Source organism: Pseudarthrobacter equi (genome assembly GCF_900105535.1).
In the GTDB taxonomy this organism is placed as follows: Bacteria; Actinomycetota; Actinomycetes; order Actinomycetales; family Micrococcaceae; genus Arthrobacter; species Arthrobacter equi.
Genome location: NZ_LT629779.1, coordinates 1,353,350 through 1,365,633, shown reverse-complemented (window position 1 = coordinate 1,365,633; position 12,284 = coordinate 1,353,350). Strand labels below are relative to the sequence as shown.

11 protein-coding genes are annotated in these 12,284 nt (G+C 60.6%); 6 read left to right on the top strand and 5 right to left on the bottom strand.

Annotation, left to right across the window (positions count from 1 at the left end; all coding sequences use genetic code 11):
• The first annotated feature begins 25 nt into the window (after positions 1 to 25).
• The gene (locus BLT71_RS06210; RefSeq protein WP_091718509.1) at positions 26 to 394 is read left to right on the top strand and encodes a hypothetical protein; all 369 of its coding nucleotides are present in this window, start codon (positions 26 to 28) and stop codon (positions 392 to 394) included.
• Positions 395 to 502: 108 nt separating this feature from the next.
• Here BLT71_RS06210 and BLT71_RS06205 read toward each other — a convergent pair whose 3' ends face one another.
• On the bottom strand, positions 503 to 1,981 hold the full coding sequence (locus tag BLT71_RS06205; protein WP_091718507.1) for a sensor histidine kinase: 1,479 nt from the start codon (positions 1,979 to 1,981) through the stop codon (positions 503 to 505).
• 1,003 nt (positions 1,982 to 2,984) lie between these two features.
• Here BLT71_RS06205 and istA point away from each other — a divergent pair.
• Together istA and istB are read left to right on the top strand one after the other, a co-directional pair.
• Positions 2,985 to 4,220: an IS21 family transposase gene (gene istA / locus BLT71_RS06200; protein ID WP_091718506.1), complete on the top strand. Its 1,236-nt coding sequence runs from the start codon at positions 2,985 to 2,987 to the stop codon at positions 4,218 to 4,220.
• A complete protein-coding gene (gene istB, locus BLT71_RS06195) occupies positions 4,217 to 4,975 on the top strand; it encodes an IS21-like element helper ATPase IstB (RefSeq protein ID WP_091718504.1) in 759 nt (252 codons plus the stop codon). The genes istA and istB overlap by 4 nt, the downstream gene beginning before the upstream one ends.
• A gap of 682 nt (positions 4,976 to 5,657) precedes the next feature.
• Here the strand turns inward: istB and BLT71_RS20345 are convergent.
• The gene (locus BLT71_RS20345) at positions 5,658 to 6,704 is read right to left on the bottom strand and encodes a hypothetical protein (RefSeq protein WP_157693431.1); all 1,047 of its coding nucleotides are present in this window, start codon (positions 6,702 to 6,704) and stop codon (positions 5,658 to 5,660) included.
• Positions 6,705 to 6,947: 243 nt separating this feature from the next.
• On the opposite strand from BLT71_RS20345, the gene BLT71_RS06190 reads away from it, so the two are divergent.
• Together BLT71_RS06190 and BLT71_RS06185 are read left to right on the top strand one after the other, a co-directional pair.
• On the top strand, positions 6,948 to 7,283 hold the full coding sequence (locus BLT71_RS06190; RefSeq protein WP_231994463.1) for a hypothetical protein: 336 nt from the start codon (positions 6,948 to 6,950) through the stop codon (positions 7,281 to 7,283).
• 183 nt (positions 7,284 to 7,466) lie between these two features.
• A complete protein-coding gene (locus BLT71_RS06185; RefSeq protein ID WP_091718502.1) occupies positions 7,467 to 8,045 on the top strand; it encodes a suppressor of fused domain protein in 579 nt (192 codons plus the stop codon).
• A 1,065-nt stretch (positions 8,046 to 9,110) separates the two neighbouring features.
• Here the strand turns inward: BLT71_RS06185 and BLT71_RS06175 are convergent.
• The 3 genes from BLT71_RS06175 to BLT71_RS06165 form a co-directional block, all read right to left on the bottom strand.
• Positions 9,111 to 9,425: a PASTA domain-containing protein gene (locus BLT71_RS06175; RefSeq protein ID WP_091718499.1), complete on the bottom strand. Its 315-nt coding sequence runs from the start codon at positions 9,423 to 9,425 to the stop codon at positions 9,111 to 9,113.
• 169 nt (positions 9,426 to 9,594) lie between these two features.
• Positions 9,595 to 10,059 carry a hypothetical protein gene (locus tag BLT71_RS06170; protein ID WP_091718497.1) on the bottom strand — a complete coding sequence of 155 codons (465 nt, stop codon included), beginning with the start codon at positions 10,057 to 10,059 and terminating at the stop codon, positions 9,595 to 9,597.
• Positions 10,060 to 10,364: 305 nt separating this feature from the next.
• Positions 10,365 to 11,588: an MFS transporter gene (locus BLT71_RS06165; protein ID WP_091718495.1), complete on the bottom strand. Its 1,224-nt coding sequence runs from the start codon at positions 11,586 to 11,588 to the stop codon at positions 10,365 to 10,367.
• Positions 11,589 to 11,751: 163 nt separating this feature from the next.
• Between BLT71_RS06165 and BLT71_RS06160 the strand changes: the two genes are divergently transcribed.
• Positions 11,752 to 12,201: a MarR family winged helix-turn-helix transcriptional regulator gene (locus BLT71_RS06160; RefSeq protein ID WP_091718493.1), complete on the top strand. Its 450-nt coding sequence runs from the start codon at positions 11,752 to 11,754 to the stop codon at positions 12,199 to 12,201.
• Positions 12,202 to 12,284 lie beyond the last annotated feature (83 nt).

Genomic DNA, 12,284 nt, shown 5'->3' with positions numbered 1-12,284 from the left:
ATGTGGCCAACCAAGAGGAGAAACAATGAACGTTACAGTCCATGCACCGTTGCCTAACGCGATCTTTCTCGTGCTGGGTTCTCAGGAAGCGACGCTTCCAGATGTCACCGCGGAGGGGCTCGTTTGGGCGAGCGAGGACGCTCTAATAATCGGTGGGACTAACGACATGGACGGAGACACAACAATTCATCTGTCTGGACAGGAGCCCGCGCAGGAACTTATCCCGCTCGCATCCCAAGTGATTATGTGCTCGACAGGAGAATTGACCCTGGAGACGGTGTACGGCGAAAAGCTGTCGCAATATGAGGTTCCGGCTGGCACATCGAGGATCGGCATCTGGGTAGATGATCTTCGGGAACCGGGCAATGTGCATCTGCAGGTGGTCAGCGCCTAAATCCTGACAAGCCGGCCAGTGCCTGTCCCCCCTGTAAATCCACGGTTGGCCGCCCGGTAGAGGATCGCCCAACGTGGATAGGCCCTTCAAGACAACGTGGCCGGGACTTTACCGCTCAAGTGGAAGTCGAATGGTGAAGCTTGTGCAGCCTGGACGGGATGACATTGTGAGGCTTCCGTGGTGGGCCTGGAAAATCGCTCGGGCGATTGGTAGTCCGAGTCCGGTCCCGCTTTTGGCTCGTGCTCTGGAAGTTTCACCGGTCACGAATGGTTCGAAGACCTTCTCGCCTAGTTCATCGGGAATCCCGGGCCCGTTGTCAGCGATGGATAGTTCTACCTGATCGGGGAGTGTCGTGGCCTCGGCGTGGATGGCCGATGACGAACCACTGTGCTGCGCGGCGTTATCTATTACTGCGTCGAAGGCTAAGGTCAGCTGCCCTAAGTCCCCGATGAAGGGAACGGGGTCATCGACAGGCGTGAGGCTCCAGGAGTGGGTTGGGTGCTGCTCGATCGCGCGGAAAATACGTTCTTCAAGAAGGGCCACGAGATCCAGCGATTCTTGGCGCATATTTTCGGCAGCATCAGCCCTGGCCAAAGTCAGCATACTGCTGACGAGGCCGGCTAACCTTTCTGTCCCAGAGTTGATTTCCGTCAGAAGCGGGGCGATCTGTGGTGCGGCATGAGCGAATTGCCCGGCCATTTCGGCATAGCCCTGTATGACGGCAAGTGGGGTTCGAAGTTCGTGGCTCGCATCGGAGATAAAGCGGCGAAGCTGCTCTTCCTTTCGCTCCCGTGCAGCCAGGCTTTGAGCGACGTTTCGAATCATGTCACCTGTTGCGCGGGAGAGGGCCACTACTTCCGTCGAGTCCCGGGGCGAGGTGCGTGGAGGCTCGATGGTGAAGGGCCTTTCGTTCAGATCTGATTTGGTTATCGACTTGGCAAACGAGGTCAGTCGTTCCAACGATCGGAGAGCGAGTCCGGAAAGGACGTAGAGAGCGGGGACGGCGACCAACAATGCGCCAATGGATAAAACGGCGCCTAAGATCGTCAGCTGACGTATGACGTTGTCCACGGGTTCCAGCGAGTACCCGAGAATTGCTGTGCTCCCGTCCCCTGGCAGACGCTTTGAGATGTAGCGGTACGAGCCGGCGGCAAGCCTGAGGGTCGAGGGCCGTTCCGTGGGCCCAGCGGCCGCGACTGCGACCACGTCCGGGTCGCTGAGTGTGCGGAGGTTGCCCGTCCGGTCGTAGATGCCAGCTTGAACTACGGTGCCATTGACAGTTATCGCCCCCAGGGAATCTGGTGGCTGGCGGGCCGCGATAAAGTCAGGCGGCCCGAAGCGTTCCGTCGGCTGATGGCGCGCGCTCTGGACTGGGAAGGATGTAAGGAGTCGGCTATCAATCTCATCGACCAGATACCCTCGCAGCAGAACTCCCATTGTTAGATTCAGCAATACAAAGACGACCAGCATCGCGGCCGCCGACAGACCTACCAGCCGGCTTCGCAACGTCCCGAAAAGCCGGCTGCGACTATCACTTCCACTTCGGCAGAAACGCAGTTTCTTCAGTCTCTCCTGTGCCAGGTCCACAATTCATCCTTCGAACCCGGCATAAGGATAAGGTGTGTTTAACCTGTAAATCTCCTGTGAAATACCCGAAAGCTCGGATCTGCCTTTGCGGCTCGGTTCCGGGCGTGGGCGTGGGGAAGAAACGCGAGCCCGTGCGTTTAGGGATCCCTTTACGGCCGCTTGGTGTTCGGTGGGCCAGCCCCTATTGGCATACGGCGGCGGGTTGCCAACTTTTCGGACGGTAGGCGCCACCGGCTTAATGGTCACCTGCCTGGTCTCCGCTAGAAGCTGTCGAAGTTCCGCAACAGCCCTGTTATCTTTAGGCATGAATCGTGAAAAGATTCGTCGATCGTCAATTGCTCAATTGAGTTCTTTGAGATTGAGCAGCTTTCTCAGTGGTACTAGCCTCCTTCTCGGCAGCGTCCTGTTGTTCGAATGGAACACCTCGCTGAAAACATGGATGGCTGTGGCAGTTTTTGCCTGTGCCCTTGTCTGCTTCTACCAAGCGACGCTTGCTTGGATGGAACTGAAACGTCGTGAGCGAAGCGGTTCAACGGGGGCCCGTTAGCCAATCCTTTTACGCGCGGGTGGCCAAGCCCGCTGAGTTAACTAAGCGTCAGGGGACACGATCGCGAGTTCGCCGCCGCTCAAAAGCCTGGCGACGCAGTCCGCTACTCGGACAGCATCTGTTTCAGAGGCTCCAGCCTTCAATCGAAAACCGAGTCGAGAGGACGGCAGGTCTCCGCTCTGCATAGCTGACTCCACGCTCGGATCGTCTTCGCACTCAGCTAACGACGCGAACACCGGGTCAGCTACGCCTACGCCCCAACGATCATCTGCGGAAGCGATACGTGGGTAATCCTTCGGATCGGCGGTTGCAGCGCACGAAGCCAGCAGCAGAATAAGCGCTGGAGTTAGAAACCTCTTTCGCATTACCGCCCCTTCGGCCGACCTCGTGTTGACGCCAACCGAAAATAGGGCCAAAAACGCCAACTGAAAATGAGGCCACTGACCATTATGGAAGGTGATCACATTGGATGTTTGGGCGCAGATACGCCACCGATACGCGACGGAGAAGATCTCCAAGAGGGAGCTGGCTAAACAGCTCGGGGTTTCGCGGGGGACGGTGGACCGGGCGTTGGAGGCGGAGCGGCCGCCGAAGTATGAGCGGAGGCCGGCCGGATCGAGTTTTGATGCTTACGCGGCGCAGGTGCGTGCCTTGTTGGTGCAGACGCCGACGATGCCGGCTTCGGTACTGGCCGAACGCGTCGGCTGGACGGGCTCTGCATCCTTATTCCGGGACAAGGTCCGTGGACTCCGGCCCGAGTATATGCCGGCGGATCCGGTGGACCGGCTGGTTCATGAACCGGGCCAGGCGATGCAGTGCGATTTGTGGTTTCCGCATGAGCCGCTGCCTCTGGGGCACGGGCAGGAGGGCAAGCCTCCGGTGTTGGTGATGACGAGCGCGTTCTCCGGATACATCCAGGCCAGGATGCTGCCGACCCGCACGACCTTTGATTTGCTGGGCGGGATGTGGTCGCTGCTGCAGGAGGCCGGCGCAGTGCCCAAGCAGCTGGTCTGGGACAACGAATCGGGGATCGGCCAGGGCCGGCTGACCGAGCCTGCGGCGGCGTTCGCTGGCGTGCTGGGCTGCGAGATCCGGCAGTTGCCGCCAAGGGATCCGGAATCCAAGGGCATGGTGGAGCGGATGAACCGTTACTTCCGCCAGGGCTTCATGCCCGGCCGGACGTTCGCGTCCCCGCTGGATTTCAACGACCAGCTCGCGGACTGGCTGCCGCGGGCGAACGCCCGCTACTCACGGACCCGGCACGGGCGCCCGGTCGAGCTTTTCGTCCGGGACCGGGATGCAATGCGGCCGTTGACGCCGGTGGCGCCCGAGTTCGCCTTCCGCAGCAGCGTCCGGCTTCCACGTGACTATTACGTGCGGGTCTTCTCCAACGACTATTCCGTGGATCCGGGCGCGATCGGGCGGATCGTGAACGTCGAAGCAGACCTGGAAAAGGTGACTGTGAGCGCAGATGGCCGGCTGCTGGCCACGCACGAGCGGCGGTGGGCAAGGCACCAGATCTTCACCGACCCCGGGCATGTCGACAAGGCCGCCTCCCTCCGACGAATCCACCGCAGCGTCAAGGCCGGACGGTCCACCGTCGTGGAGGAACGGGACCTGTCGATCTATGACGAACTGTTCGGTGTCGCAATCCCCGACGATGCCCGCGAACTCTCCGGGGCAGCACGGTGAGCGCTGCGGTGAAGGACATCGAGTACTACGCCCGCGCACTGCGCGCCCCGCGGGTCGCCGACAGCTACCGGTCCCTTGGCGACCGGGCTCGGGAGGCGGGCTGGTCACACGAGGAATACCTAGCTGCTGTCCTCTCCCGCGAAGTCGCCGAACGCGAAGCTTCCGGGGCCGCCCTTCGGATCAGAGCCGCGAGGTTCCCCGGACACAAGCTGCTGGAAGAGTTCAACTTCGACCACCAGCCCGCCGCGGACCGGAACCTCGTTGCCCATCTGGGAACCGGGGCCTTCCTGGAAGAAGCCAAGAACGTGGTCCTGCTCGGTCCGCCTGGCACCGGGAAAACCCATCTGGCCGTCGGGATCGGCATCCGGGCCGCACGCGCCGGTCATCGCGTCCTGTTCGACACCGCGACCGGGTGGGTATCGAGACTGGCCGAAGCTCACGACCGCGGCCGCCTGCCCCAGGAACTGGCCAAGTTACGCCGATACAAGCTCCTTATCGTTGACGAAGTCGGCTACATCCCCTTCGACCAGGACTCGGCCAACCTGTTCTTCCAGCTGGTCTCATCCCGCTACGAACACGCTTCTCTAGTGCTTACCAGCAACCTCGCCTTCAGCAGGTGGGGCGAGGTCTTCAGCGACGCGACAGTGGCCTCGGCGATGATCGACCGGATCGTTCACCACGCAGAAGTCCTGAACCTCACCGGCAGCAGCTACCGACTCCGGAACAAGACAAGAACCCAGCTTCAGGCACAATAGAACAGCAACCCGTGGCCCTGTTTTCAGTCGGCAAAACTGGCCCTATCTTCGGTTGGCGTTAACACCTCGCATCGATCATGACATTTAGTCGATCGTGTGGGAAGACCACACGTAAATCATCGCCCGCCCGGTAGAGGATCGTCTTACGGAGACCCACGGTGCAGTGCCGTTATTAGTGGTGCATCACTAGCTGCCACTCCGCCGTCAGTTGCTTAGAACCAGTTCCAGACGTCTCTCATAAGCCAAACAAGTCCGTAGGCCACGAGAAATGGGGGGATGAGATAAAGGATCCACGTGCCGTGCATTCTTCGTTTAGCCATGCCAAATCCACTCTGTAGAAAATCGCCTGCGCCGATAAGTGCGCAGAACCGGGACATCGGGGACGTTTCTTCCTTAAGATCCTATCGGCGGTCTGGTGGGCGGCGTAGGTGTTCCACGGGTCACCCATCGATTGCTTGCTTGGCTCTACGGCCGCCTCAGCCCGATGATGCATGAGGCCAAGAAGAATGACCGAACACTCGGACCGATGGCCATTAGACCGGCCAGGCGTCCGGTTGGCGATCCTCCAGTGTGCGCTTTTCCGGGCGGGTTTAACTCGGCAGGGGAGTGATCCTCGTTGTATGGGTCGGATGAATGTTCACCCCTCATGCGGGTCCTCATCGAACTTGTGGTAGGTCTCTGGTCATGTTTGTGCTGCTGGGGACTTTCGAGCCGCTGCTGCAGTCTGTTGATGTGCGTGACTCTCAAGCCAGTTGAAAACACGCTGCCCGATTTCTGGGGCGGACAGAAGCAAAGGACTCCGCAAACTTGTGATCCCCTCATGGACGAGGGAGTTTCTGTTGGCCGAAAGTGACTGGACGTGGCGCGCAAGCTCTGGGTCGGACTCTTTGAGTGAGGTGTCGCAGACAACCGTCATGACGTCGTTGAGAAGGTATTGCAGTGTGGATCCTTTGCGAAGTAGAAGGTTGATCGCGCTCTCGTTGTGTTCATTCGCGGCCGCCCGAAGGTGTTCCTGGGCCCTGATTTCGCATGCAATCGCCGCAAGAATTATGGCGCGGATGCGGTCAGGTCGATCCGTACCGTCCATCAAGTGCCAGGCGTCCGCCAGAAGGGCCTGAGACGGGGGGACCGGATTACCTTGTTCAATTCCCCTGATTGCCTCGTCTAGTTGAGAGTAGTTGACCCGGCTGCGTGAGGATGTGAAAGTTCTACTGATCCCGCGACCGAATCCAGCTATTGGCTCACCTGTTGCGGCGTAGTAGACGCCGCCCCGCCCATACTGACGAGGAGCATCCGCTACAAGCCCCAACCAAGGTTGGCGGCTCAGTGCGCGGAGCCATTCAAGGAATGCCTGCATCGTTTTTTCGGAGCGCTTAAGCCCACGTTCATATGCCTGCTGCAAAGCAGTGCCATATTCGCCTTCAAAAGGATCTTCAGGGCGCTCAGAGGGAAGGTCGGCCTCGAGTGTCACGCTGACAGCGAGAAGCCGCACGGCAAGGGTCCGACTGTCCCAGCCGGGTTCGTCGTACACACCCGGCACCGGAACAACCGATGGTGTGGGCGGCGTTTCTGTTTCCCAATCAGCGGCTGTGAATTCGTCCGGCGATTCGGGAAACCTGATCTCAATGCTCTCGCCTCCACTTTCGAAGCGGCGGGTCCACCCCATCAAACTCGGATCTACCCATAGGTCGCTGATGAGGTACCTGATTCTGACTTCAAGCTTGATCATGGTTCAGTCAATCAGCAAGTCCCACTTCGCCCGGGTAAGGGACGCTGAGTCCACCTCTTCAGTGGCACTCGGATGGGCCAGGGCACCGACTTGGGAGTGGCGCGTATGAGAATCGGCTAACGGGCGCCTCTCGCTGGTCTGCCAGATTGCAGCAACAGGAGGACATACACTCTCGCTGCTCGCCGGGTCTACCAGTCCCAGCCCTTCGTGGCGCGCCTGCGTTACCCGCAACTTGAGGATGCCGTGCGAACCACCTGGCACCGCGATCCGTCCGAGCGTTCTTCGGTTCGAAGCCTGTTGGTTGACCATGTCAACCACATCCTCATGAACCAATATCGGCAAGAGCTCTGGCCGGGCAGCAAACCGTGGGACCAGCACGCCCCCACAGTTACCGGCCGGATGGTCAACAGCCAGGCCAGGACCGTCATCAACGGAGTCGATATGCCCGGTGCAGAGGTCGATACGGACCCGTTCGTCTACGGTATCGGAGCCCAACTGGCAGGCGGCGGCGTGGTGACCGCGGTGCTTCCCCGCACTGAGCTCAAGCACATCCAAGTCCAATTCACGCCCCGGACCTAACGCTTCCATTCCAAACACAGCAACACCAAGCTTGACGTCGCCCCCTAGGGGAACCTCGTCCGTAAGCCGATCCTCTACCGACGCGGCAGATGCCTCTGCGCGCAAGCATTTACTAATAAGCTGCGGACATGGTTGATAGGCCGGTGCGGCAAGAATTCTCTACCGCTGGGTTAGTGTGTAGCCGTGGCCGATTTCCCCCCTTGTGACGACGTCTGCGGGACGCTCGAACAGCATGTGCGCAACTTTTTTGATGGGCGCGAAATTCAAGCCTTTACTTGGCCTTCAGGCCCCATACTGGAGCACAACCCCCACTTCCGAGTGTTGAGAGTAGCCCCCTCAAGTCCCAAAAAACTCTGGACCTACATATCTGTGGGTGGTTGGGCTGCCACCGACGCAAAGAACGTTGGGACTGAATTCATACTCTGCACGGCTACCGAAGACATTCGAGCCGTCGAACTCCTCGCGATGACTGTCTTCTACCACGAAGGAGGAAAGCTGGGCCTCGGGCATACCCTTCCTTTAGGGGAGCCGTGGATGGCCGGCTCCCAGTGCGATTACTTCTTGGTGTCCTTGCCATACCCGTTTGGCCCTGACTTGGAGATCGCACACGTCGGCGACCGTCACGTGGAGTTCCTTTGGCTGCTACCGATTACAAAAGCCGAACGGGACCACAAAATCGCCGACGGTCTTGAGGCGCTGGAGTCACGCTTTGAGGAAGCCGGTCTTCGCTACTGGGAAATCAACCGGGCTTCCATCGTGTAACTGCGACCAAGGTCCTGGCACGGTGCGTCACGACAGCATTGAGTGCGGCGGCGCTTTGATAAGACCAGCCCTGATAGACGCCACCGCACTCATAAGGTTCTGTCACGCGCGTAAACCGATCGTATTACGGGCACACGTCGGAGTGGCTGGGCATGGGCACATGCCGTCCCTAGGTTTGGCCTTCACTTATTCCGGGGGAAGAACCGGGGGCGGTGTTGACTCTCTATCAAAGAGTGGACAGTGCTAGCCTCTGAGACTTGCGCCGTAGGTTCGTCGCATCAAAAAAACTGGGGGCTTAGCGTCGAAAGGTGGCAGCATGGCCAACAAGATTCCAAACCCTTGGATAAGTGCCTCATTCTTCGCCTGGGCGGTCCTGTTCGCACTGTGGCAGCCCTTTGTCTGGTGGCGTGGAGTTGCATCCCTATTCGCGGTTGCACTCGGCTTCTGTGGTCTTTACCTGTGGTGGCGCTTCAGAGGAAAGAATTCAAGAGCCAAGCCTCCGAAGGCCTAAGAAGGATCCCCACTTAAGACTGGCCGGAGCCGCCTGCGGCGTCGTCGCTGCGGTGCGCCATAGGCTTGCGGGCGCTTCTGCGAACTGCGGTAGGCCATAAAAGACTCCAATCATGGTGACCGCTGTTCATTACTTGCGACGTGCCCCTACTTCCCCTGGGCGACCGAATAGACGAGCAGACCAAAACCCATGATGACCCAGGCGGTCGCTACAAATCGGACAATAGCAAGCGTCCGTTTCCTGTATGCCTCGGGATCAGACCCTGGTCGGGGAAACGGCCTGGTCCTGGCGCCAAATCTCGCCATTCGACCGGAGAGCATCCACAGGAACCCGCCGACGGCCAACACGGCTAATCCGGCGATTGCGATAGAGGACATCAATCTTCCTATGTTTAACCTATGACGTTACGACTGACCACAGCGTAACGTCTCGCACGTCTGGCATTGGGAAAGTTTGGTAATGACGAGAGACTTTGGCCAGCTCGAATAGTTGGAGACGCCCTACCAGCAATAGAGGATCTCGCGCCCGTAAGCCGATCCCTCTCCAGACATGGCTCACTCGTTCGTCTCAGGCTCCGCATGACTCCTAAGTGAGGGGTTAGGCCCGCCTGTCTGCTCCGGCACGTCACTTCGGGCTTGGCCGTCCTGAACGAAAGTAATTCGAATCTGGCTCCCCTGCCCAAGAATCGACCCAGGGGACGGATCTTGGGAGGTCACCCAGAACAACCCTGGCCAGGTCCGCGAACGAAGTCCAGGCCCGTCAGGGTCCCCGGCGGCGAGACCAAACCCAATGTTCGCAGCTATCTCTTGGGCAATGTGCACAGGCTGGCCAACGAGATCGGGAACAGTCAGCCTCTGACGCTCATTCATCTCTGCAACTCCTTTGATCCTGACCAGCTACAACGGTGAAACCAACTCTGTCCCCTCATCAAAATACCGCCGGCGGGTCAGCCGAGTCTGGCCTACCCGATTTCTTGGTTCCACAAGACAGGGAGGCGACCTTTGGAGGATCCTTCGGCGGGCAGATGGAGGGTCAGCGTCAAGAAAACGCGATGCTTAGGGTGATCAACAGAATCCCGGTGCAGAAGAACAAGATACTGAAACCAATTCCAAGGGATTCCATGGCTTTGACTTGTCGTTGCTCTTCATCCTGCTCGGGTCGGTTGCGGTTGAACATTGTCATGACGGTCTGGTACTGATACTGCGCTATGTCTCTGCGGAATATGAACCAAACCGTAGACACGAGAAGGAGTACCAGCCCAGCTCCGCTAACTCCTACGGTCCCCGGGAACCGCAGGGGCCCGTAGACGGCAAGCAAATAGATGGCCGCCGCCGCTGCCGCGCACAGGGCAAACTGAATCTGGCGTCGCTTACCGAACCCCTGACGTCGATCCGACCATCCGAGGTGGCTTGTCCTGCGCTCCAACGCGCGGATCCATAGGAAGGTCGCTATGCATCCGACAACAAAGAACAGGCTGAGGGCCACTATCAACGGTTCGCGCATAATTCTGACGTTATCCTGACCGATGGAACGGCTGACGCCTCGATCAGCTACGGCAGCGGAACAGCGGGACACTGGCTGGCATCGTGGTGTCCGGAAAATGATTTCCTATCGTGCGAGGCGCGCCGGGTGCCGGCCCTATAGATACCCTTAGAGCGCCAATAGGAGTCCAGATTTTTTGCTCCTACGTTTCGCGTCTTTCCCCCCGTCGCACTTTGCTGAGGCGGGACGACCGCTGAATGTTCTTTCGGGACCAGGCCACCTAAAATCCCGGAAAGCGGGCCTCCATCGCGTACCTGGCGGATAGTTCAGACGCGGACCGCGCCTGCGGCCTCCGCCGTCGCACCGTCCGGGGTTTCGGCCGGCGTGCCTATGCGGGTTTCGCTCCGCTTGGCAGCCGACGCGGCGAAGGCCATGACGGCCACGCCCGCCAGGGTAATGACAGCTCCGGCCCAGATGGGCGACGTGTAGCCGAAGCCGGCCGTGATGGTGACGCCGCCCAGCCAGGCGCCCAGGGCGTTCCCCACATTGAAGGCGCCGATGTTGGCGCCGGAGGCCAAGGTGGGCGCACCCGGGGCGTACTTCATGACACGCATCTGCAGCCCCGGCACGGTGGCGAAGCCGAAACCGCCCATCAGCACCAGGGAGACCACGGTCAGCACGGGGTTGGCTGCCACCAGGGCGAACGCCACCAGCACCACAGCCAGGACGGCGAGCACCACCAGCAGGGTGCGGTCCACGTTCCGGTCCGCAGCCTTGCCGCCAAGGGTGTTGCCGGCGAATAGCCCGACGCCGAAGACGATCAGGAGCCACGGGACGGTTGAGGCAGCGAATCCCGACACTTCTGTGAGGGTGTAAGCAATGTAGGTGAACGCGCCGAACATGCCGCCGAAGCCCAGGACCGTCACCACGATGGACAGCCACACCTGGCCGGAGCGGAACGCGCCAAGCTCTGAACGCAGGCTTCCGCCGGCTTCGGCTGCGCCGGCCTGCCTGGGCACCAGCGCCAGGATGCCCGCGAGCGCCACCACACCGATCACGGTGATGGCCCAGAAGGTGGCCCGCCAACCAGCGGCTTGGCCCAGCAGGGTGCCGAAGGGGACGCCCAGCACATTGGCGGCAGTAAGCCCGGTGAACATCAGGGCGATGGCACCGGCCTTCTTGCTCGGCGGAACCATGCCGGCAGCCACCACGGCCCCGATGCCGAAGAAGGCGCCGTGCGAGAGCGCGGCGATGACCCGGCCCAACATCATGGGCCAGTAGTCCGCAGCCGTTGCGGACAGCAGGTTCCCGGCGATGAACAGCACCAGCAGGCCGGCCAGGACCGGCTTGCGCTCCAGCCGGGTCACGGCCGCCGTCAACCCCAGGGCGCCTACCACCACGGCGAGCGCATAGCCCGAGATGAACCACCCGGCAGACGCTTCGCTGACCCCGAAGTCGGCGGCAACGTCAGGCAGGAGGCCCGCGATGACGAATTCAGTGAGTCCAATGCCAAACCCTCCGAGGGCGAGGGCGATCAGGCCTACAGGCATGGTGATGCTCCTTTGAGCTGTTCTGGTTGTTCTGTGGGGGGATGGCGCCTAAAATAGTTGCAAGCGCGGTATTTATTGTTGCACATGCAAATATACCGCGCAAGCAACTACTTGTGTGCACCGCCGCCGACCCTCTGTCGCCGGCTTCCCGGAAGGAGCAACCATGGGTATCAAGGACGACGCCGTCGAAGTCCGGGCGCAGGGTTGGCGCACCCTGGCCGCCCTGCACGGCCTGATCGAGGGCGAACTGGAACGGTCCCTTCAGGCCGAGTCGAAGCTGTCCGTGGTGGAGTACACCGTCCTGGACGCATTGAACCGGCAGGACGGCTGGCACATGCGCATGCAGCAGCTTGCGCGGGCCACGGCCCTTAGCCCCAGTGCCACCACACGCCTGGTGAACCGGCTCGAGGACCGGGGGCTGCTCACCAGGATCCTGTGCGATGACGACCGGAGGGGCATCTACACCGAGCTCACCCCCAGCGGCAGCACGCTGCTGGCCGAAGCCCGCCCGGTCCACGACGCAACGCTGGAGCGGGCGCTCGAACAGGCGCAGGCGCTGCCGGAACTTGCACCCCTGGTGGGTGCACTGCCCACGCTTCACGTTCCGGCGTAGCCACGGCCCACCTTCCGGCACCAACAGCAGATGCCCCTCCGGGATTCACCGGAGGGGCATCGCCTGTCTGCGGGCTACGACAT